18 protein-coding genes and 1 riboswitch are annotated in these 22466 nt (G+C 69.4%); of the genes, 8 read left to right on the top strand and 10 right to left on the bottom strand.

The window, feature by feature from the left end; translation table 11 throughout:
- Window positions 1–71 precede the first annotated feature (71 nt).
- From OH735_RS18730 to hisC, 5 genes are all read right to left on the bottom strand, one after another.
- Window positions 72–1778, bottom strand: a complete 1707-nt coding sequence (locus OH735_RS18730; RefSeq protein WP_406382674.1) for a GAF domain-containing sensor histidine kinase — start codon at window positions 1776–1778, stop codon at window positions 72–74.
- A gap of 105 nt (window positions 1779–1883) precedes the next feature.
- On the bottom strand, window positions 1884–5402 hold the full coding sequence (gene cydD / locus OH735_RS18725) for a thiol reductant ABC exporter subunit CydD (RefSeq protein WP_406382673.1): 3519 nt from the start codon (window positions 5400–5402) through the stop codon (window positions 1884–1886).
- Window positions 5403–5592: 190 nt separating this feature from the next.
- Window positions 5593–6594, bottom strand: coding sequence for a cytochrome d ubiquinol oxidase subunit II (gene cydB, locus OH735_RS18720; protein ID WP_406382672.1), 1002 nt, complete (start codon window positions 6592–6594; stop codon window positions 5593–5595).
- Between the two features lie 18 nt (window positions 6595–6612).
- Window positions 6613–8121, bottom strand: a complete 1509-nt coding sequence (locus tag OH735_RS18715) for a cytochrome ubiquinol oxidase subunit I (protein ID WP_406382671.1) — start codon at window positions 8119–8121, stop codon at window positions 6613–6615.
- Window positions 8122–8427: 306 nt separating this feature from the next.
- Entirely contained in the window at window positions 8428–9507 is a 1080-nt protein-coding gene (gene hisC / locus OH735_RS18710; RefSeq protein ID WP_406382670.1) for a histidinol-phosphate transaminase, read from the bottom strand.
- Between the two features lie 402 nt (window positions 9508–9909).
- Between hisC and OH735_RS18705 the strand changes: the two genes are divergently transcribed.
- From OH735_RS18705 to OH735_RS18695, 3 genes are all read left to right on the top strand, one after another.
- Window positions 9910–11022, top strand: coding sequence for a LacI family DNA-binding transcriptional regulator (locus OH735_RS18705; protein ID WP_406382669.1), 1113 nt, complete (start codon window positions 9910–9912; stop codon window positions 11020–11022).
- 173 nt (window positions 11023–11195) lie between these two features.
- On the top strand, window positions 11196–12254 hold the full coding sequence (locus tag OH735_RS18700; RefSeq protein ID WP_406382667.1) for a metallophosphoesterase: 1059 nt from the start codon (window positions 11196–11198) through the stop codon (window positions 12252–12254).
- Window positions 12255–12435: 181 nt separating this feature from the next.
- On the top strand, window positions 12436–13260 hold the full coding sequence (locus tag OH735_RS18695; protein ID WP_406382666.1) for a hypothetical protein: 825 nt from the start codon (window positions 12436–12438) through the stop codon (window positions 13258–13260).
- Window positions 13261–13343: 83 nt separating this feature from the next.
- On the opposite strand, the gene thiC is transcribed toward OH735_RS18695, so the two are convergent.
- A complete protein-coding gene (gene thiC / locus OH735_RS18690; protein ID WP_406382665.1) occupies window positions 13344–15158 on the bottom strand; it encodes a phosphomethylpyrimidine synthase ThiC in 1815 nt (604 codons plus the stop codon).
- Window positions 15151–15284, bottom strand: a riboswitch (TPP riboswitch). Its footprint overlaps the gene before it by 8 nt.
- Before the next feature lie 70 nt (window positions 15285–15354).
- On the opposite strand from thiC, the gene OH735_RS18685 reads away from it, so the two are divergent.
- Complete coding sequence (locus OH735_RS18685) at window positions 15355–16677, top strand: YibE/F family protein (protein WP_406382664.1); 1323 nt, start codon at window positions 15355–15357, stop codon at window positions 16675–16677.
- Between the two features lie 81 nt (window positions 16678–16758).
- Here the strand turns inward: OH735_RS18685 and OH735_RS18680 are convergent, their stop codons facing one another.
- The 4 genes from OH735_RS18680 to OH735_RS18665 all read right to left on the bottom strand — a co-directional run bounded on the left by OH735_RS18680 (window position 16759) and on the right by OH735_RS18665 (window position 19006).
- Window positions 16759–17196 (bottom strand): SsgA family sporulation/cell division regulator, encoded by a 438-nt coding sequence (locus OH735_RS18680; RefSeq protein ID WP_406382663.1) that lies wholly within the window; start codon window positions 17194–17196, stop codon window positions 16759–16761.
- 101 nt (window positions 17197–17297) lie between these two features.
- Window positions 17298–18068, bottom strand: a complete 771-nt coding sequence (locus tag OH735_RS18675) for an IclR family transcriptional regulator (RefSeq protein ID WP_406382662.1) — start codon at window positions 18066–18068, stop codon at window positions 17298–17300.
- Between the two features lie 244 nt (window positions 18069–18312).
- On the bottom strand, window positions 18313–18525 hold the full coding sequence (locus tag OH735_RS18670) for a DUF5326 family protein (RefSeq protein WP_114249160.1): 213 nt from the start codon (window positions 18523–18525) through the stop codon (window positions 18313–18315).
- Window positions 18526–18688: 163 nt separating this feature from the next.
- Window positions 18689–19006: a cupin domain-containing protein gene (locus tag OH735_RS18665; protein WP_406382661.1), complete on the bottom strand. Its 318-nt coding sequence runs from the start codon at window positions 19004–19006 to the stop codon at window positions 18689–18691.
- A gap of 68 nt (window positions 19007–19074) precedes the next feature.
- Here OH735_RS18665 and OH735_RS18660 point away from each other — a divergent pair, with 68 nt between their 5' ends.
- The 4 genes from OH735_RS18660 to OH735_RS18645 all read left to right on the top strand — a co-directional run bounded on the left by OH735_RS18660 (window position 19075) and on the right by OH735_RS18645 (window position 22288).
- Window positions 19075–19452: a phage holin family protein gene (locus tag OH735_RS18660; RefSeq protein ID WP_406382660.1), complete on the top strand. Its 378-nt coding sequence runs from the start codon at window positions 19075–19077 to the stop codon at window positions 19450–19452.
- Window positions 19453–19518: 66 nt separating this feature from the next.
- Entirely contained in the window at window positions 19519–20649 is a 1131-nt protein-coding gene (locus tag OH735_RS18655) for a cystathionine gamma-lyase (RefSeq protein ID WP_406382659.1), read from the top strand.
- 199 nt (window positions 20650–20848) lie between these two features.
- Window positions 20849–21745: a LysR family transcriptional regulator gene (locus OH735_RS18650; protein WP_406382658.1), complete on the top strand. Its 897-nt coding sequence runs from the start codon at window positions 20849–20851 to the stop codon at window positions 21743–21745.
- 63 nt (window positions 21746–21808) lie between these two features.
- The gene (locus OH735_RS18645) at window positions 21809–22288 is read left to right on the top strand and encodes an NUDIX domain-containing protein (RefSeq protein ID WP_266747346.1); all 480 of its coding nucleotides are present in this window, start codon (window positions 21809–21811) and stop codon (window positions 22286–22288) included.
- Window positions 22289–22466 lie beyond the last annotated feature (178 nt).

Raw genomic sequence — 22466 nt, 5'->3', positions numbered from 1 at the left:
CACGCCGGCGCGCACCGCCGAGACCCACGCCCCGACGCGCTGCGGGGCCGGGCCCCGAGCTGCTGGCGGCCTCAGATCGGCGCCTCCCACACCACCGTCGTGCCGCCCCCGTCCTCCCCGATGCCGGGCCCGAACCAGCTCGCGCCACCGAGCGATTCCGCCCGGCGCGCCAGATTCCGCAGGCCGCTGCGCCGGCCGCCCTCCGGGATGCCCACCCCGTCGTCGGCGACCGACAGCCGCACCGCGTCCCTCCCGTCGGGCAGTGCGACGGTCGCGTCGACGACCACATCGATCGACGAGGCCTCCGCGTGCCGGAAGGCATTGGACAGCGCCTCCCGCAGCGCCGCGATCAGGTTCTTGCCGGTCAGCTCGCCGACGAGCGAGTCGACCGGGCCGAGAAAGCGGTGCGAGGGTTTGAACCCCAGCGGGACCGCCGCCATGTTGATCTCGCGCAACACGCGGGTGCGTAGCCCGGACGGCGCCTCGGCCGGTTCCTGCTGCAGCGCGAAGATCGCGGTACGGATCTCCTGAATGGTCACGTCCAGTTCGTCGACCGCCCGGCCGACCCCCGTCCGCACCTCGGGGACGACCGACCGGCGCTGGGCGCTCTCCAGCATCATTCCGGTGGCGAACAGCCGCTGGATGACCAGATCGTGCAGATCACGGGCGATCCGGTCGCGGTCCTCGTACACCGCGAGCCGCTCCCGGTCCCGCTGTGCCTCGGCCATCATCAACGCGAGCGCGGCCTGCGAGGCGAACTGGGTGGCGAGGGTCCGTTCCGTCTCCGTGAACGGCCGGTCGCCCCGGGCGCGCGGGATGGCGAGCGCGCCCAGCACTCGTCCACCGCTGTGCAGGGGCAGCAGCATGCTCGGGCCGAAGTGCTGGGCCAGCCTGGTGATCATGCCGCGATCGGTGGCCGAGTCGTCGATGAAGACCGCCTCGCCGCTCAACAGCCTCGCCACCACCGGGCTCTCCGGCCCGATGATCACCCCCAGCGGGACACCGGCGTCGTCCGCGGAGACGGCGACGATCTCCAGGCCGCCCCCCTCGGCCGGCAGCAGCACGATCCCGGCGGCGGACGCGGCGAGATTGCGGGCCTGCTCGGCGACGACGGAGAGTGCGTCATCGGCGTCACCGCCGGAGAGCAGGGCGGTGGTCACCGCCACCGACCCGTCGATCCACCGCTCACGCTGACGTGCCGCCTCGTACAGCCGGGCGTTGCCGATGGCGATCCCGGCCTCCGTGGCGAGCACCCGCAGCATGTGCAGGTCGTAGTCGTTGAACTCGCCCCCGTCGTCCTTCTCCGCCAGATAGAGGTTTCCGAAGATCTCCCCCTGAACGCGGATCGGGACGCCCAGGAAGGTGTGCATCGGGGGATGGCCGGGCGGGAATCCGGCGAATCGGGGATCGGCCGTCAGATCGGCGAGCCGCACCGGGGCAGGGTCGTGGATCAGCGCGCCGAGCAGTCCGCGGTGCCCGTCGGGACGGTGGCCGATCTCGTCAGCCACCTCGTCCGGCACTCCGTAGGTGACGAAATCGGAGAGCCCCTCGCCCTCCTCGTCGACGACGCCGATGGCGGCGTAGCGGGAGTGGGCGAGTTCGGCCGCCGTCTCGCAGATCCGGTCGAGGGTGGAGTGCAGTTCGAGGCCCGTGCCGACGGAACGCATGGCTTCCAGCAGCTGTGGGACCCGGGCGGTGAGTTCGGTGGACAGTCCCTGCAGGCTGCGGGTCGCCCGGGTCGCGGCTTCGAGTGAGTCCTTCGGGTCCGGCTCTGGCATACCCCGAGACTAGTTAGTCCCCACTAGTGAGGAAAATTAGCTTTCGTGCCGCCCCGCTCGCACCCGCACGCCGACGGCTCCCTCAAAACCCCTGCGCGATCCCGCTCACACCCGTACGCCCATCGCCTCCTCAGCCACCGCTCCGGTCTCCCGCTCGCGCTCCAGCATCCGGCGCAACGGGCCTTCCTCGGCGGCGAGATCGGCGTACGGGCCCCGCTGCACGACCCGGCCGGCCTCCAGCACCACCACCTCGTCGACGGCTTCGAGTCCTTGCAGTCGGTGGGTGATGAGCACCGTCGTACGCCCCCGGGTGGCGGCCAGCAGGTCCGCGGTCAGGGCGTCCGCGGTCGCCAGGTCGAGGTGTTCCGCGGGCTCGTCCAGGACGAGTACGGGGAAGTCGGCGAGGATCGCCCGGGCCAGGGCGAGGCGCTGGCGCTGGCCGCCGGAGAGGCGTGCGCCGTGTTCGCCGACGAGGGTGTCGAGCCCGTCGGGCAGCGCCTCGGCCCAGTCGAGCAGCCGTGCCCTGTCGAGGGCGGCCCGAAGTTCCTCGTCCGTCGCGCCGGTACGGGCCAGCCGCAGGTTCTCCCGGATGGAACTGTCGAAGATGTGGGCGTCCTGGGCACACAGCCCGACGAACCCCCGCACCGTGTCCCCCTCCAGCGCGTGGGCATCGACGCCGCCGATCCGGTACGTCCCCCTCCGTGCGTCCAGGAAGCGGAGCAGGACCTGCGCGAGAGTCGTCTTGCCGGAGCCGGAAGGCCCGACCACCGCGATCCGGCGACCGGCCGTCAGGCGCAGGTCGACGGAGTCCAGGGCATCCCGTTCCGCTCCCGCGTACCGGGCGGACAGCCCCCGTACCTCCAGCGGGAAGGGCGATCCGGGCGTCCCGGCCGGGCTGTCCGGTTCGCGCACGGGCAGCGGGGCGTCCAGCACCTCGTACACCCGCTCCGCGCTGCGCTTGACCCGCTGCCGGTACTGCACGGCGAGCGGCAGACCGGTCACGGCCTCGAAGGCGGCCAGCGGCGTGAGCACCACCACCGCGAGCTCCACGCCCGCGAGCCGCCCCTCGTGCACGGCGGGGAGGGCGACGAGTGCGGTGGCGACGACGGTGAGTCCGCCGATCAGGGCGATGAGGCCGCCACCGAGCGCGGTGACGGTCGCCGCGCGGGCGGCGATGCGGGTGAGAACGCCGTCGGCCTCCCGGGTCCGCGCCTGGCGGGCGGGCAGGGCGCCCGCGACGGTCAGTTCGGCGGTCCCGCCGAGCAGATCGGTGATCCGGGTGGCCAGATCGGCACGTGCGGGGGCCAGTTGGCGTTCCGCGTGGCGTGAGCAGGCGCCGATGACCAGCGGCACCCCCGCTCCGGCGAGCAGCAGTCCGGCAGCCAGCACGACGCCCGCCGCCGGCAGCAGCCAGCCGATGAACCCGGCGGCCGCCGCTCCCACGACGACGGCGGTCCCGGCGGGCAGCAGCCAGCGCAGCCAGTAGTCCTGCAGGGCGTCGACATCGGCCACGAGCCGGGAGAGCAGGTCCCCGCGCCGGGTCCGGCGCAGACCGGCCGGCGCGATGCGCTCCAGCCCGCGGTAGACCGCGACGCGCAGCTCGGCGAGCATCTTGAGCACCGCGTCGTGCGACACCAGGCGCTCGGCGTAGCGGAAGACGGCCCGTCCGAGGCCGAAGGCGCGGGTCGCGGTCACGGCGACCATCAGATAGAGCACCGGCGGCTGCTCAAAGGCGCGGGAGATGAGCCAGCCGGAGACGGCCATGAGCCCGACGGCCGAGCCCAGGGCGAGGCTTCCCAGCAGCAGCGCGAGTGCCAGCTGTCCGCGTTGCGCCCCGGCGGACTCCCGGACCCGGGCGAGGACCCGCCCGGGGCGGGCCGCCGTGTCCTGCAACGCCTCGGGCTCCGGCGGCGCGGGACTTCCTGCGGCGGGTGCGTCCGTGGGACGTGGCACCGCGACGGACTCCTCGGGCTTCTCCGGCCGGAGTGTCACTCCAGGCTCCAGTCCCACCACCCGGTCGGCCAGCGGAAGCAGCGCCGGGCGGTGCACGACCAGCAGCACGGTCCGCCCCTGCGCCAGTCTCCGTACCGCCTCGACGATCCCCGCTTCCGTCTCGCCGTCCAGGCTCGCGGTCGGCTCGTCGAGCAGCAGCAGCGGGCGGTCGGCGAGGAAGGCGCGCGCGAGGGCGAGTCGCTGGCGCTGACCGGCGGAGAGGCCCGCACCGTCCTCGCCGAGGAGCGTCTGCGCACCGTCCGGCAGTTCCGCCACGAAGTCGTAGGCCCCGGCGTCCCGCAACGCCGCCGTCACCGCGCCGTCGTCCGCGTCCGGCCGGGCCAGCCTTACGTTCTCCGCGATGGTGCCCGCGAAGAGGTGCGGGCGCTGCGGGACCCAGGCGATCCGTTCCCGCCAGCGTTCCGGGGCCAGGGTCGCCAGATCGACGCCGCCGACCCGTACCCGCCCCTCGTCCGGCGCCGTGAAGCCCAGCACCACGTCGAGAAGGGTGGACTTCCCGACGCCGCTCGGGCCGACCAGGGCAACGGTCTCCCCCTCGTCCACCACCAGCGAGGCATGGTCCAACGAAGGCTCGCCGCGGCCCTCGTGCCGTACGGTCACGCCCTCCAGCTCCAGCCGCAGCGACTGCGGGACGTCCGCCGTGCCGCCCCGCCGGGGCTCGGTCTCCAGGACCGAGAAGATCTCCTCAGCGGCCGAAAGCCCCTCGGCGGCAGCGTGGTACTGCGCTCCGACCTGGCGGATCGGCAGATAGGCCTCGGGGGCCAGGATCAGCACCACCAGACCGGTGTAGAGGTCGAGTTCGCCGTGCACGAGCCTCATGCCGATGGTGACGGCGACGAGGGCCACCGACAGGGTCGCCAGGAGCTCCAGGGCGAAGGACGACAGGAACGCAATCCGCAGGGTCCGCAGCGTGGCCCGCCGGTACTGCGAGGTGATGGCGCGAATGGATTCGGCCTGCGCCTTGGCCCGGCCGAACACCTTCAGCGTCGGCAGTCCGGCGACCACGTCGAGGAAGTGCCCGGAGAGCCGGGACAGCAGCCGCCACTGTCGGTCCATCCGTGACTGGGTGGCCCAGCCGATGAGGATCATGAAGAGCGGGATGAGCGGCAGCGTGACGACGATGATCGCTGCCGAGACCCAGTCCTCGGTGACGATCCTGGCAAGGACGGCCACGGGCACGACCACCGCGAGACCGAGCTGTGGCAGATAGCGTGCGAAGTAGTCGTCGAGCGCGTCGACACCCCGGGTGGCGAGCGTCACCAGGGAGCCGGTGCGCCGGTCGCTCAGCAGGCCGGGCCCGAGCTCCGCGGCCCGCTCCAGCAGCCGGCCGCGGAGTTCGGACTTGACCGCCGCGCTGGCCCGGTACGCGGCCAGTTCGGTCAGCCAGGAGACCAGTGCCCGGCCGAGAGCCACCGCCGCGAGCAGGATAAGCGGGGTCCGCAGCCCGGAGACGGTCAGCCCGTCCTCGAACCCGCCCACCACCACTTCGGCGACGAGCATGGCCTGGGCGATGACCAGCGCCGCCCCGACGACCCCGAGCGCCACCACGGCTGCCAGGAAGAGGCGGGTGGCGCGCGCGTAGCGAAGCAGGCGCGGGTCGATCGGTTTCACGTGAAACAGCCCCTAGCGAACTCGGTCGATGGGCCGGGGCCTGTCCGCCGGCCCGGGTCCCGACAGGCCCCGGATACGTGCCGGGAGGTCCGGCCCCGGGTGCTGTGCCCGGCGGTTCAAGGCCGGACAGGCCCCGGATGCGTGCCCGGCAGTTCAGCGCCGGACAGGCCCCGGATGCGTGCCCGGCAGTTCAGCGCGCTTCGGCGATGTGCTGCGTGCCGATGCGCTTGCGGAACACCCAGTACGTCCAGCCCTGGTAGAGCAGGACGACGGGGGTGGCGATCCCCGCACACCAGGTCATGATCTTCAGCGTGTACGGAGTGGACGAGGCGTTGGTGACCGTGAGGCTCCAGGCGTCGTTCAGCGAGGACGGCATGACGTTCGGGAAGAGCGCCAGAAAGAGCATGGCGACCGCGGCCGCGACGGTCACGCCGGAGAGCGCGAACGCCCAGCCCTCGCGTCCCGCCGCGGCCGCGCCGATCGCGGCGATCAGGGCCACGGCGGCGATGACCAGCGCCATCAGGCTCCAGCCGTCGCCGTTGTCGATCTGGGTCCAGATCAGGAAGCCGAGCGCGAGCACCGCGGTGACCGGTCCCAGCTTCAGCGCCAGCTTGCGCGCCCGCTCCCGGATGTCCCCGACGGTCTTGAGCCCCGCGAACACGGCACCGTGGAAGGTGAAGAGGGTGAGCGTGACCAGTCCGCCGAGGATGGCGTACGGGTTGAGCAGGTCCCAGAAGTTACCCACGTACTCCATGTCGGCACCGATCTTGACGCCGCGCACGATGTTCCCGAAGGCCACGCCCCAGAGCAGCGCCGGGATCAGCGAGGTCCAGAAGATCGCGTGCTCCCAGTTGGCCTGCCACCTCTCCTCGGGCCGCTTCGCGCGGTACTCGAAGGCGACACCCCGCACGATCAGGCAGACCAGAATGATCAGCAGCGGCAGGTAGAAGCCGGAGAACAGGGTGGCGTACCACTCTGGGAAGGCGGCGAAGGTCGCGCCGCCCGCGCTGAGCAGCCACACCTCGTTTCCGTCCCAGACGGGCCCGATCGTATTGATCAGAACCCGCCGCTCCTTGCGGTCCCGGGCCAGCAGCTTGGTGAGGACACCGATCCCGAAGTCGAATCCCTCCAGGAAGAAGTAGCCGGTCCAGAGGACGGCGATGAGCACGAACCAGACGTCGTGGAGTTCCATCTCTCAGCTCCTCTGCTCTCAGTAGGAGAAGGCCATCGGCCGGCCGGCGTCGTCGTGGTCGCCGCCGATCCTGGTGGGCGGGTTGAGGTCGGCCTCCGTGAGCTCCGGCGGTCCGGCCTTGATGTACTTCACGAGCAGCTTGACCTCGACCACCGCCAGGGCGGCGTAGAGCAGGGTGAAGCCGATCATCGAGGTGAGCACCTCGCCCTGGGAGGTGTTGGGGGAGACCGCGTGGCGGGTCTGGAGCACGCCGTAGACGACCCAGGGCTGGCGGCCCATCTCGGTGAAGATCCAGCCCCAGGAGTTGGCGATCAGCGGGAAGAGCAGCGTCCAGAGCGCGAGGATCCAGTAGCACTTGGCGAGCTTCGGGCTGAGCGCCTTGTTCTTGAAGAGGACCAGATGGGGAACCTCGTCCTCACCGGTCCGCATCGCCGGCGGCAGCATGAACTTCCGTCGTGTCAGCCACAGTCCGAGGATGCCGAGTGCGAAGGACGCCATCCCGAAACCGATCATCCAGCGGAAGCTCCAGAAGGCGACCGGGATGTTGGGCCGGTAGTCGCCGGGGCCGAACTTCTCCTGCTCTGCCTTGTTGATGTCGTTGATGCCGGGGACGTACGAGGTGAAGCTGCCGTCCGCGAGGAAGGACAGTATTCCCGGGATGGAGATCTCCACGGTGTTGTGGCCCTTGGCCACATCGCCGACCGCGAAGATCGAGAAGGGTGCCGCGTCCTGGCCCTCCCAGAGCGCCTCGGCGGCGGCCATCTTCATCGGCTGCTGCTTGAACATGACCTTGCCGAGCTGGTCACCGCTGATGGCGGTGAGAAGTCCGGCGATCACGACGGTAACCAGTCCGAGCCGCAGCGAGGTCCGCATCACCGGGATGTGCTTCTTGCGCGCCAGATGGAAGGCGGCGATGCCGACCATGAAGGCGCCTCCGACCAGGAAGGCGGCGGTGATGGTGTGGAAGAACTGGGCGAGCGCGGTGTTCTGGGTGAGCACGTGCCAGAAGTCGGTGAGCTCGGCCCGGCCACGCTCCTTGTTGATCCGGTAGCCGACCGGGTGCTGCATCCAGGAGTTGGCCGCCAGGATGAAGTAGGCGGACAGGACAGTCCCGATGGAGACCATCCAGATGCAGGCGAGATGGATCTTCTTCGGCAGCTTGTCCCAGCCGAAGATCCACAGCCCGATGAACGTGGACTCGAAGAAGAAGGCGATCAGCGCCTCGAACGCGAGCGGGGCACCGAAGATGTCGCCGACGAACCGCGAGTAGTCGGACCAGTTCATACCGAACTGGAACTCCTGGACGATGCCGGTGACGACACCCATGGCGATGTTGATGAGGAAGAGCTTTCCCCAGAACTTCGTGGCTCTGAGGTACTTCTCGTTGTTCGTCCGCACCCAGGCGGTCTGCAAGCCGGCGGTGAGCGCGGCGAGAGAGATCGTCAGGGGGACGAACAGGAAGTGGTAGACGGTGGTGATACCGAACTGCCATCGCGCCAGGGTTTCTGGCGCCAGAGCTAGCTCCACGTCGTCTTCTCCTTACGTCGCCGTAGTCGCACCGGCAGTTTGCCCTTTAAATCCGACTAATCACGGGAAGAACAGGACACGCTTGTGAACGCGTTCACATTCACAAACAATTATGACGCACGGACTTTCGGGACGTTCGGGCGGGGTGCCCCTCTTGGGACGTTCCGATCAATCACCCCGAAGCAGACACCCCCCGGAAAACCCCGGTCCGGGCACCTCCCGGCCCCGAACGCGAAGGCCCCGTACCTCGCCGAACGAGGTACGGGGCCCTGGGCCTTCCGGTGCGCGCAGGCGGCCTGCGCCGCTCTACAGCTCCCTGCGGTACGACTCCGCGGCCTTCAGGAACAGGTCGTTCGCCTCGTCCTCCCCGATCGAGACCCGCACCCCCTCGCCCGCGAACGGCCTGACCATCACACCGGCCCGCTCGCACACGGCGGCGAAGTCGGCGGTACGGTCCCCGAGCCGTAGCCAGACGAAGTTCGCCTGGGACCGGGGAACGGTCCACCCCTGGTCCGCCAGCGCCCGCTGCACCCGGTCCCGCTCGCACACCAAGGAGCCGACCCGCCCCAGGAGTTCGTCCTCGGCACGCAGCGAGGCGACCGCCGCGTCCTGGGCGAGCTGGCTGACCCCGAAGGGCACCGCCGTCTTGCGCAGCGCGGCCGCCACGGGCTCGTGGGCCACGGCGAAACCGACCCGCAGCCCCGCCAGGCCGTACGCCTTGGAGAACGTCCGCAGCACCGCCACGTTGGGCCGGTCCCGGTAGATCTCGATGCCGTCCGGCACCTCGGCGTCGCGGATGAACTCGCGGTACGCCTCGTCGAGCACCACCAGGACATCGCCCGGCACCCGGTCCAGGAACCGCTCCAGCTCGGCCCGGCGCACCACGGTGCCGGTCGGGTTGTTGGGATTGCAGACGAAGATCATCCGGGTGCGGTCCGTGATCGCGTCCGCCATCGCGTCGAGGTCGTGCACATCACCCTCGGTCAGCGGGACCTTCACCGAGGTCGCACCGCTGACCTGCGTGATGATCGGGTACGCCTCGAAGGAACGCCAGGCGTAGATGACCTCGTCCCCCGGACCCGAGGTGGCCTGGAGCAGCTGCTGCGCCACACCGACCGAGCCGGTTCCGGTGGCGAGGTGCGAGAGGGGCACACCGAAACGGTCGGCCAGCTCGTTCATCAGACCGGTGCAGGCCATGTCCGGGTAGCGGTTGAAGTTCGCGGCCGCGGCCAGGGCGGTCTCCATCACCCCGGGCAGCGGGGGATAGGGGTTCTCGTTGGAGGACAGCTTGAACGCGACCGTTCCACCGGCAGCAGCCGGCTTGCCCGGCACATAGGCGGGGACGCCGTCCAGCTCGGCGCGCAGCTTGGGGCTCGTCTCGCTCACCGCAGGTCCTCCTAGACCGTCTGTACACATCAATACTGCTCACCTTATGAGGATTGGGCTCCGCTGCGAATGGCCGGAGCGTCCCGAACGCTGAGCGCGGCCGGGACCGGAGCTTCCTCTTGCCCTGCCCGGCCGGGGACGGGGGAGCGCTCCCCTCCCTGACGCGCGCCGGTGGCTCACTCCGTGGCGCGCGTCCCCCGAAGAGGTGAGATGAGACCTCTTCGAGACATCGACCATTTAGTAGGCCCATCGGGTTCGATGCATGACACACCACGGTAAACGCTGCAAACGCCCTTGTTTTTCAAGGCATTTGACGTTCTATGATCATGCAGAAACGTGCCTGTCAACGAGTGAATATGCGGCCGGGCCAACCTCCCCTCCGAGCCCTACTATCGGCTCGCCATGACAGCAGCAGGGAAGCACCAGGTGAGCCGGACGGAGACACCCCGGCGCGGCGGCCGGCAAGGACGAGCGGGAATCCGGGATGTGGCCGCCGCCGCCGGGGTCTCCATCACGACCGTCTCCGACGCGCTCAACGGCAAGGGCAGGCTCCCGGACGCCACCCGCCGCCATGTCCGCGAGGTCGCAGAGCGCCTGGGCTACCGCCCTTCCGCCGCGGCCCGAACCCTCCGTACCGGCAAGTCCGGCCTCATCGGCCTGACCGTGACGACCTACGGGGACGAACCCTTCACCTTCACCGAGTTCGCCTACTTCGCCGAGATGGCCAGAGCGGCCACCTCCGCCGCGCTCGCCCGCGGCTACGCCCTCGTCATCCTGCCCGCCACCTCACGCCACGACGTCTGGTCGAACGTCGCTCTCGACGGCACCGTCGTGATCGACCCCTCCGACCAGGACCCGGTCGTCACGGAACTCGTACGCCAGGGGCTGCCCGTCGTCTCGGACGGCCGGCCGGCCGGCACCCTCCCGGTCACCGCCTGGGTCGACAACGATCATCGCGCCGCCGTGCTCGACCTCCTCGACCATCTCGCCGCCGCCGGAGCCCGCCGCATCGGCCTGCTCACCGGCACCACCACCGACACGTACACCCGCCTCTCCACCACCGCGTACCTCCACTGGTGCGAGCGCGTGGGCCAGGACCCGGTGTACGAGTCCTACCCTGCCCACGACCCGTGCGCGGGCGCGGTCGCCGCCGACCGGCTGCTCGCCCGCCCGGACCGGCCCGACGCCGTCTACGGACTCTTCGACCCCAACGGCACCGATCTGCTGGCCGCCGCCCGCCGATACGGTCTGCGCGTCCCCGAGGACCTGCTGCTGGTCTGCTGCAGCGAGTCCACCGTGTACGCGACGACCGAGCCCCCCATCACCACCCTCTCGCTCAAGCCGCGCAGAATCGGCACAGCGGTCGTCCAGCTCCTGATCGACGCCATCGAAGGCGTGGCACACGACGGACCGGTGGAGCAGGTCATACCGACGGAGCTCATCGTCCGGACGTCCTCGCAACGCCGTCCACCCCGCACCACGGTCAGCGCGCCCCGCTCCCCCGCCAGGGATTGATCAGGCGATTTCGGACCAATCGGCCGGTGAACCTGACGTGCGCCCGGATTCACCACCCCTGGTGCGTCACAGAGCACGAATCGCATTCCTATGATGGGCGCACGACACCGCGGACCACCCCGACCAGCAGGGCCCGTCAGGTGTACGGCGGCGCGACGGTGGTGGAGGGGTCGATGACACAGGGGGCCGGTCAGGAACCCGTGGTGCGGACTGCGACGTTGCGTGACTTCCGCGTACCGCCCTATGCGCAGACTCCGGTGCCGCCTTCACCGCCGCACCCGGGCAACGCCGTTCCGGGAGACGAGCTGCCGGAGGGGTACACCCCCACCGCACGCGACCTTCCGTTGATCAACCGCGGTGACACCGTCCAGGTGCGGGCCGTCCCCGACCCACGGCCCGCCCCGGAGCCGGGGCTCGGACCGCTGTACGTCGTCGGCGACGTCCACGGCTATCTGGACGAGCTCCACGCCGCGCTCGCCGAGCAGGGCCTCATCGACGCCGGAGGCAACTGGTCCGCGGGCAATGCCCGGCTCTGGTTCCTGGGCGACTTCACCGACCGGGGACCCGACGGCATCGGCGTCATCGACCTGGTGATGCGCCTGTCCGCCGAGGCCGCGGCCGCGGGCGGCTACTGCAAGGCCCTGATGGGCAATCACGAACTGCTGCTCATCGGCGCCAAGCGGTTCGGCGACACCCCCGTCAACTCCGGCGCCGGCACCGCCACCTTCCAGGCCGCCTGGCTGCTCAACGGCGGCCAGAAGAACGACATGGAGCGGCTCCAGGACGTCCACCTCCAGTGGATGTCCCGGCTCGACGCGATCGTCGAGGAGGACGGGCACCTGCTGACGCACTCCGACACGACGGCCTACCTCGACTACGGCAGCACCATCGAGGACGTCAACGACACCGTGCACGCCATTCTCACGCGTAACGACGCCGACGAGTGCTGGGACCTCTTCCGGAAGCTCACGAAGCGGTTCGCCTTCCGCGACGAGTCGGGGCCGCAGGCCGTACGGGAGCTGCTGTCGGCCTACGGCGGACAGCGCATCGTCCATGGTCACAGCCCCATTCCGTATCTCCTCGGCGAGGTCGGCTCGGAGGACGGAGAGGACGGTTCCGGTCCCGTGGTCGACGGCCCGCACGTGTACGCGGACGGACTCGCCATCGCCATGGACGGCGGAGTGACCATGGCCGGAAAGCTACTGGTCGTCCAACTGCCCCTGCATGACTGACGTCCATCCGGGAAGACGCTCCACGACCTGACCACGCCGACCACCGGGCCTATTTACGGAAACCCCCTGTCACCCCGTGCCGTGGGCGCTCTACCATCGGCGTATCAGTAGCAGGCTCTCCTCCGTTTCCGCCCAACTGCCCGGTCCGAGCGGGCATTCAGGCCCAACGGAGCATCGGGGGATGCACATGAACAGCGCTCCGCACCTGCTGGCCGAGGACCGCCCCGAGTACGAGCGGATCCTCGACGACGCACTGCGCCACGCCCATGAACGACCGGATCTGGCCGCGGTCGGCGAGCGGCTCAACGCCGTGCAGCTGCGCACCATGGCGCTGGACGCCACGGCGCTGATCACCGCGACGGCCGCCACCGAGTACGAGCACTATGTGAAGGCCCGCGAAGAGCTGCGCGGACCGGACGAAGGAACGGACGAGGACACCGGTCCCGGGTCCGGCACGAACCGTCGGAGCGAGTCGGGCGCCGGCATAGGAGCCGTCGTCACGGTTCTGGCGCCCGTGCTCGCCGGCACCGCCGCGTTCATATTCCTGCTGGCCGGTTATCTGCTGAAACTGCTCAGCCCGCCGCCGTCCTTCGCCTCCACCATGGTCGCCGCGGGCTGGTTCTTCGCGGCGGTCATGGCCGCCGCGATCCTGGCCGCCGCCGTCGGGCTGCTCGTCACCGCACTGCGCAACGGGTCGACGTCGCAGCCCGCCGAGGATCCCGGGAGCGAACTTCCGGAGGATGTGGCGCGCGCCAGGGAGGCATGGCGCCACGCCCTGCTGGAGCGCGGCATCCTGCCGTTCCTCAGGGACGCGCTCGCCGACCCCGAGGCCGGCCTCGCCGCACGCACCCCGCACCGCTCGGAGCACCGCATCCCGAAGATCGGCTACAGCCGGCCGGACTTCACCAGCCCCGACGACGGCCCGGCGGCGGGCCCCCGCCCGACCTTCACCAGCCCGGACTTCACCAGCCCCGACTTCGGTGGCCCGGAGCATGAACCGGACTGACCGGGTCCGGGGGGCACGTACCCCGCCAGGAACAGTGGCGAAGACCTGACGCGGTCCTCGCCACTCGCCACGCGTCGGACGGATCAGTCCGCGATCGGCAGATAGACCCGATTGCCGGCCGCCGCGAACTCCTTGGACTTCTCCGCCATGCCCGCCTCGATCTCCGCCTGCGAACCGCCGTGTTCACGACGGATGTCCTGGGAGATCTTCATCGAACAGAATTTCGGCCCGCACATCGAGCAGAAGTGCGCGGTCTTCGCCGGTTCGGCGGGCAGCGTCTCGTCGTGGAACTCCCGCGCAGTGACCGGGTCGAGAGCCAGATTGAACTGGTCCTCCCAGCGGAATTCGAAACGGGCGTCGGAGAGCGCGTCGTCCCAGTCCTGCGCCCCCGGGTGCCCCTTCGCGAGATCCGCCGCATGGGCCGCGATCTTGTACGTGATGACGCCGGTCTTCACATCGTCTCGGTTGGGCAGGCCGAGGTGCTCCTTGGGCGTGACGTAACAGAGCATCGCCGTGCCCCACCACGCGATCATCGCCGCGCCGATGCCCGAGGTGATGTGGTCGTACGCCGGAGCGACATCGGTGGTCAGCGGGCCGAGCGTGTAGAAGGGTGCCTCCTCGCAGATCTCCTGCTGGAGGTCGATGTTCTCCTTGATCTTGTGCATCGGGACATGGCCCGGGCCCTCGATCATGGTCTGGACGCCGTGCCGCTTGGCGATCGTGTTCAGTTCGCCGAGTGTGCGCAGTTCGGCGAACTGGGCCTCGTCGTTGGCGTCGGCGATCGAGCCGGGGCGCAGACCGTCGCCCAGCGAGTACGTCACGTCGTACGTGGCGAGGATCTCGCAGAGCTCCTCGAAGTGCTCGTACAGGAACGACTCCTTGTGGTGCGCGAGGCACCACGCCGCCATGATCGAACCGCCGCGGGAGACGATGCCGGTCTTGCGTCGGGCGGTCAGCGGGACGTACGGCAGGCGCACGCCGGCGTGGACCGTCATGTAGTCGACGCCCTGCTCGGCCTGCTCGATGACGGTGTCCTTGTAGATCTCCCAGGTCAGCTCCTCGGCCCGGCCGTCGACCTTTTCGAGCGCCTGGTAGAGGGGAACGGTGCCGATCGGCACGGGGGAGTTGCGCAGTACCCACTCACGGGTGGTGTGAATGTTGCGGCCGGTGGACAGATCCATGACGGTGTCGGCGCCCCAGCGCGTCGCCCACGTCATCTTCTCCACCTCCTCCTCGATGGAGGACGTCACCGCGGAGTTGCCGATGTTGGCATTGACCTTCACCAGGAACCGCTTCCCGATGATCATCGGTTCGATCTCGGGGTGGTTGACGTTGGCCGGCAGTACGGCCCGGCCGGCGGCGATCTCCTCGCGCACCACCTCCGGCTCGACGTTCTCCCGGATCGCCACGTACTCCATCTCCGGGGTGATCTCACCCCGGCGGGCATACGCGAGCTGGGTCACCGGCTGCCCGTCCCGGCTGCGGCGGGGCAGCCGGGGCCGGCCGGGGAAGACCGCGTCGAGGTTGCGCAGCCCTTCCCCAAGCTCTCGACTTCGCTCGAGCAGGGGAGACCCCATTCGCGGCGAGGTGTGCTTGAGCCCGTCGTCCTCGGGGCGCGCGGGGCGGCCCGGGTACTCCTCGGTGTCGCCGCGCGCGATGATCCAGCTTTCCCGAAGCGGTGCGAGCCCGCGACGGACATCGGTCTCGGTGGTGGGATCGGTGTACGGCCCCGACGTGTCGTACAGCGTCACGTCCTTGCCGTTGGTGAGGTGCACCTGCCGGACCGGCACCCGGAGGTCCGGGCGTGAGCCCTGGACGTATCCCTTGTGCCAACCGATGGACTTCCCGGCCTCGTCGCTCTGGTTCGAGGCAGGCGTGCGTGCGTCCGCTGTGGTCATGAGACCTACTCCCTACGCCGGCATTACCCGGTAACAGGTTCGGCGGTCGGCGCAGCCTGTCCCGTACGGATGTACGGATATCAGCGCCCTCTCAGCCCGGTGCTCCGAGCTCCCGCGTGTGCAAAGGTTCCTCCACGCTAGTGCCCCGTCCGGCGTAATGAACAGAGGGCCCCTCTCTTCTTGCGATGATCGGCCGGTGACGTCCCCCCAATTCGACTCCGAACCGCGAGGCCATCAGCACGGCCACTCGCACAGCCATGGCCCCGCCGCGCCCGTCTCCAAGCATCTGCGCAAGGTCATCGCGGCCGTGCTCATCCCGTTCGCCACCGCGGTCGTCGTCGGCCTGGCGGTGCTCTGGCCTGGGGGTGCACCCCCGCACGAGCGGACCGGTGTCGGGTTCGACCGGCAGACCCAGCAGGCGAAGGTGGTGAAGGTCGACAAGGTGGACTGCAAGGACGTGAACGCCGCCCAGATGCCCACCAGCGGCGAGACCGCCCCGTCGTCGGGAAGCGGGCCGGGGCTGTGCGAGAAGGCCACCGTCGAGGTGACGACCGGTCACGACAAGGGCCGGACCTTCGTCGAGGTCGTCCAGCCCGACGCACCGCGCCAGTTGCGCCAGGGTCAGGGCGTGGTCGTGGCGTACGCCCCTGACGCGCCCCACGATCTGCAGTACTCGGTGACGGATGTGAACCGGAAGTTCCCGATGGCTCTGCTGGCCGGGATCTTCGCGCTGGTCGTGGTCGCGGTGGGCAGGATGCGCGGGGTGATGGCACTGGTCGCGCTCGCCGTGTCGTTCGCGGTACTGACCCTGTTCATCCTCCCGGCCATCCTCCAGGGCTCGAATCCCCTGCTCGTCGCGGTGATCGGGGCCAGTGCGATCATGCTGATCGCGCTCTACATGTGCCACGGCCTGACGGCCCGCACCTCGGTCGCGGTGATCGGCACACTGCTCTCGCTCCTGCTGATCGGGCTGCTCGGATCGCTCTTCATCGGCTGGGCGAGCCTGACCGGCAACACCGACGACATCACCGGTCTCATCCACGGCCTGTACCCGCACATCGACATGAGCGGCCTGCTGCTGGCCGGTGTCATCATCGGGTCGCTCGGCGTCCTCGACGACGTGACGGTCACCCAGACGTCGGCGGTCTGGGAGTTGCACCAGGCGAACCCGACGATGGGTGTGCGGGGGCTCTACAGGGCAGGGATCAGAATCGGGCGCGACCACATCGCCTCGGTCGTCAATACGCTGGTGCTCGCCTACGCGGGCGCGGCGCTGCCGCTGCTGCTGCTGTTCTCGATCGCCCGGAGCAGTGTGGGGACGGTGGCCAACAGCGAGCTGGTGGCGGAAGAGATCGTACGAACGCTGGTCGGCTCGATCGGACTGGTCGCCTCGGTGCCGGTGACGACGGTGCTCGCGGCGCTGGTCGTCTCCGCGGACCGCACAGGGCCCGGCGCGGAAGCCGGAGCTTCAGCACCCGTACGGACCGGGAGAGGCCGCCGTCGCAGGGCGAAGCCTTGAACGCCCCCACCACAGAGAGCGATTCACCCATTCGGCAGGTGTCGCGTTCGACCGACGGGCCTGTCTGCGACCCCGTGCTCTTCAGCCGGCGTTCTGTTCCTTGGCGAGGATCCGGCCCAGTGCCTCTTCCAGATTGCCCTCGAAGTCACCCAGCGTGCACTCCTGCCCGAGCGGCACGAGTTTGTCCGTCCGATCGAGAAAAGCCACAAGTGGGGCGGTACCGGCCCGGAAGAGGGCGCGGTCCTCGCCCACCTGAAGCCGGATGTGCACATCGGAAAGCCCCTCGGGCTCCGTGGGTCCGATGTGCACATCGCCGTCGCCACTGGGGCTGTTGAGGCCGTCGAGCAGCAGCTCACGGCCGAATGCCCAGGTGACGGGGGCGTCGCCGGGCAGATGGAAGGTCATCCGGATCGCATACGGATCACACACTTCGTACCGGAGCTCCACCGGGATCCGGAAAGAGAGCTCCTCGGAAACGAGGAAGCTCATCATGACCTCAGCTTGAACCGACTCGCGCATCGTCCAACCCCGCAGTAGATGAATCTGGCCAGGAATGATCCCCCATGGCCCTATTGACGCCATCGTGGTGCACGCGATAGCAGATCACAAGGAGTGATTTTTCAGATACTGATAGAGAACACGAACGAACGCAAGAGGTTGGCCACTTCGCCACGTAGTTGTTCGACTGCGGGGAGCAACCGGTCTTCTTGCTCCAGGGGTACCGAAATGGCCATCGCGGCGGCGGTGAATCCGGCAGCGATCGGGATGGCCGCACAGACCGTCCCCAGGGCGTACTCCTGTCGTTCGATGACAGGTTCCATTCGCTCCAGCGACCGCAACCGCTCAAGGAACGTCACGCGGTCCTTCACCGAGTAGCGGGTCAGCGGCCGTACCGGATGCCGGTCCAGATGGTCCTCGCGGGCCTTCTCGTCGAGTTGGCTCAGCAGACACTGCCCGATCGCATGGGCATGCCCGGTCTCCCGGAAGGACGCCCACTCGCCCACCGCGGGGGTGGCCGGGGTGTCGGTGACGGCGACGAGTTCGATCTCGCCCTCGCGGTAGACGGCGCAGTACACCGGTGCGCCGATGGTGTCGCGCCAGCGGCTCAGCGACTCCGTCATTCTGCTGCGACGAATCTGCAGCGAACCCTCACCGACCAGGCGCTCGGCGGCGGTTCCGAAGAGGAAGACGCCGTTCTCCCTGCGCAGATAGCCCTCGTGGGCCAGGGTGCGCAGCAGATGGTAGGCAGTGGGAAGGGGAAGGCCCGCTTCCCTTGCCAACTGCTTCGCGGGCGCCCCGTCCCGATGGGCACCCACAGCTTCCAGCAGCCTCAGCGCTCGCTGAACCGAACCGATCAACGTCGGGACAGCGGTGCTCGATGCCGTGGTCAACGGTCACCCCCAGGCATGGTGACGGGCGGTCAGCCCGCCTGCGGGGGCCGCCCCCACAGACCGCCGCATGACTGGGGTTCGGAGACCGAACGCCGTACAAACCACTGGTCAGGGTGGTGACGGACAGTTAATTCCCAGGTGGTGGCGGCGGACTGCCACCATATCGGCCGCATCCGCGAGGGAGGTCGTTTCGTCTGCTGCTTAGCTCAGCTGGGCTAATCGCCCCGGCGGCCTTCCGATCGTCCTACCAGTCGCCGCGCGAGGAGGACGACGACATGAACTTGCGTACGACGAAGACGAGTCCGCCGACCAGGATCACGAAGACGAGAACCTTGAAGAGCAGACCGATGACGAACCCGACCACGCTGGCGATCAGGCCGCCGAACACGACGATCGCGATGACCGGCACCGCGATCCACTTCACCCACCAGGGCATCCCCGCGAATATCTCCCGCACGGCCATCGTCCTTGCCTCGTCTCTGTGAGTTCCTGTTCCGCTGCTCCGATACTTCGATGCTAGACGCGCGGAGGGGGGCTGCGGGGGCCCGCAGCCCTTGGAGTCCCCTGATCGACCCCCTAGGGATCCCTGATACCGGAGCCCGGTCCTCCGGGAGCGCGGCTCAGCTCTCCGGCGGAGAGAAGATCACCATGACCCGCAGGTCCTCGGTGATGTGGTGGAACTTGTGGGCCACTCCGGCGGGGACGTACACCACGCTCCCCCTGCCCACCTGCGTGGTTTCCATGCCGACCGTGATCGAGGCGCGGCCGCTGACGATGAAGTAGACCTCGTCCTCCTTGTGCGGCTGCTGCGGGTCGAGCTCGCCGGCGTCCAGTGCGTACAGGCCGACGGACATGTTCCGTTCCTTCACGAACTGCAGATACGCGCCGTCGTTCGCGGCCCGTTCCGCCTCCAGCTCGTCCAGTCTGAATGCCTTCATGGCCTGTCCGCCCCTTGCCTCTGTCCCGCCGGTGTCCGCCACCGATCCTGTCTGCCACGATCAGACACATGAAGAATTTCGTAGTCAAGACGATCGCCAACGCGGGTGCGCTGGCCGTGGCCATCTGGCTGCTCCAGGACATCACGCTGAGCGGCGGCAGCACCGGGCGCAAGATACTCACGCTGATCGTGGTCGCCCTGCTCTTCGGCCTGGTGAACTTCGTGGTCAAGCCGATCGTGAAACTGCTCACCCTGCCGCTCTTCATCCTCACGCTGGGTCTGATCACCCTGGTGGTCAACGCGCTCATGCTGCTGCTGACGTCCTGGCTGGCCGGGCAGTTCAACCTGAGCTTCCACGTCGACGGCTTCTGGACCGCCGTACTCGGCGGCCTGATCATCTCGATCGTGTCGTGGGCGCTGAACATGGTCCTGCCCGACGAGGACTGACCGGACACCTCTTGAGACAGTGCGGTCCGGACCGGTGGCGCACCGGGGAGAGAAGTGAGGAACGGTATGAGCACCATGGGTGACGGAACCCGGGCGGTACGGGCCGGGCTGCCCGAACCGCAGCAGTTCGAGCCGACGCTGCCCGGGCCGGCCTTCGCCGCACACTTCCATCTCTCCGGTGAACCGGTCGGTCCGTACACCTACGGCCGGGACACCAATCCGACGTGGACCCACCTGGAGCGCGCCATCGGTGAGCTGGAGGCGCCGGGCGAGCCGGTCGCGACGACCGTCTTCGCCTCCGGAATGGCGGCGGTCTCGGCCGTGCTGCTGTCCCAGGCACGCACCGGCGACGTGGTCGTGCTGCCCGACGACGGATATCAGGCGCTGCCGCTGGTGCGTGAGCAGCTGGAGGCGTACGGCGTCGAGGTGCGGACCGCACCCACCGGCGGCGACGCCCAGCTGGCGGTCCTCGACGGCGCCAAGCTGCTATGGATCGAGACCCCGTCCAATCCGGGGCTCGATGTCTGCGACGTACGCCGGCTCGTCGGGGCCGCGCACGCGGTCGGCGCGCTGGTGGCCGTCGACAACACCCTCGCGACACCGCTCGGCCAGCGCCCGCTGGAACTGGGCGCCGACTTCTCCGTGGCCAGTGACACCAAGGGCATGACCGGGCACGGCGACATCCTGCTCGGCCATGTGACCTGCCGCGATCCCGAGCTGGCAGCGGGGGTACGGCGCTGGCGCAAGGTCGTCGGCGCGATCCCGGGTCCGATGGAGGCCTGGCTCGCACACCGTTCGCTGGCCACGCTGGAGCTGCGGATCGACCGGCAGTGCGCCACCGCCCTGACCCTGGCGGAGGCACTGGGCGAGCGCCAGGGGGTGACCGGGCTGCGGTATCCCGGGCTGCCCACCGACCCTTCGTATCCGAACGCCGTACGGCAGATGCGGCGCTTCGGCTCCGTGGTGTCGTTCGTGCTGCCCGACCGCGAACGGGCCGAGCGCTTCCTGACCGAGCTGCGCCTGGTCGACGACGCGACGAGCTTTGGCGGCGTGCGCTCCACCGCGGAACGGCGGGCGCGCTGGGGCGGTGACGCCGTACCGGAGGGCTTCATCCGCTTCTCGGTCGGCGCCGAGAACCCGGACGACCTGGTGGCCGACGTGGAGCGGGCACTGGACGCGGCGCTCGGCGAGAGCTGAGCCGGCACCGGCGGTATGTACGGACGGTCCGAGCCTCCCCCCTCGTGGCTCGGACCGTCCTGGTTCCCCAGGTGAAGAACCACCCGAACAAGGCTAATTGACTCTCCGTCAGAGTCCAATCACGGTAGCGACAGCGACCTATCGACATATTTATAGTTGTACGGGACCGAAGCGCCGCGCGGGCGGGAGGGGACAGGACATGGACCTGGCCCTGCTGCGCACATTCGTCACGGTGCACCGCGCCGGCTCCTTCACCAGGGCCGCCGCCCTGCTCGGCCTCTCCCAGCCCGCGGTCACCTCGCAGATCCGCACCCTGGAACGGCAGCTGGGCCGCCCGCTCTTCCTGCGCCGGGCCCGCGGCGTGACCCCGACGACCATCGGCGACGAACTCGCGCACCGGGCGGCGCCCCATCTGGACGCGCTGATCGAGATCGCCGAGACCGAGCTCGACGAGGAGTCGGGCGTACGGACCCTGCATCTGGCCGGACCGCCCGAGTTCACGTCGGCGCGCGCCCTGCCGGCACTCACCCCGCTCATCGCCCAGGGCCTGGCATTACGCAGTTCGTTCTTCACCGACGCCGTGGAGACGCTGGAGGGGCTGGCCGCCGGGCACCACGACCTGGCCATTGCCACGGCCCGTCCGCGCGGTGAGCTGCTCACCGCGACGCCGCTCTGCGACGAGGAGCATGTACTGATCGCCGCGCCGCGCTGGGCCGGGCGCCTGGGACCCGGGACCCTGCGGCACAAGGGGCCCGTGGTGCTGGACCAACTGCCGGTCGTGGAGGTGCACGAGAGCCTGCCGCTCGTCTCCCGTTACTGGGCCGCCGTGTTCGACAGCCGGCCCGCCGCCGCGGGAACCGTCATCGCACCGGATCTCCGGGCGGTCCTCGAATGCACGACGGCGGGTGCAGGGCTCGCCGTACTGCCGCGCTATCTGTGCGAGGGGGCGCTGGAACGGGGCGAGGTGGTCGCGCTCCTCGATCCTCCCGTGCCTCCGCTGCGCACCTACTTCCTGGCCGTGCGGACCGGCACGCTCGCACTGCCGCACATCGCGCGGGCGCACGAGTGGCTGCTGCGCGCCGCAGCCGACTGGTAGCCGCAGGGCGGTCCGGCACGGGTCCGGTGTTTCAGAACCGGTTCCGTGGGCCACTCTCTTGCCATGACCGAACGTCCCGTGGTCAAGCGCACCGCACGCGCCATCCTGCTCGACGGCAACGACCTCATTCTCATCAAGCGCACCAAGCCCGGGGTGGATCCGTACTGGCTCACACCGGGCGGCGGGGTCGAGCCCGAGGACGCGACCGTCGTCGACGCCCTGCACCGCGAACTGGACGAGGAGCTCGGCGCCAAGATCACCGATGTGGTTCCCTGCTTCGTCGACACTGTGGAGCACATCGAGGGCGGCGGGGTGAAGGGCGTGAAGGTCCAGCACTTCTTCGTCTGCCGGCTGGAGTCCATGGACCTGTCCCGGCGCCACGGCCCGGAGATCGACGACCCCTGCGGGGAGTACGACGTCGTACGGGTGCCGTTCAGCCGGATGGGGATCGCCGCGGTTCATCTCGTACCGCTGTCGCTGCGGCACTACCTGGACGGCAATATCGAGGGCGTACGAGCGATGCACGCCCCTGACCTGGGCTGACCGGCTGCCGCTCGTGGAGGTGGGGCTGGTGGGCCGCTGCTCCTCGATCAGGTTGTGTCGGCCCGCTGGTCGCGCCCGACACCGCCACGGCTCAGGCCCTCGTCACCTCGCTCACCGAGGCGACGGATCTACCGTTGCGCGCGGACATCGACACGCGCCATGCGGACCTGCTCACTGG

The organism is Streptomyces sp. NBC_01618 (assembly GCF_045209435.1).
GTDB lineage: Bacteria > Actinomycetota > Actinomycetes > Streptomycetales > Streptomycetaceae > Streptomyces.
Note: the sequence above shows the minus strand (reverse complement) of the source record. Positions and strands in the feature narration are given on the sequence as shown.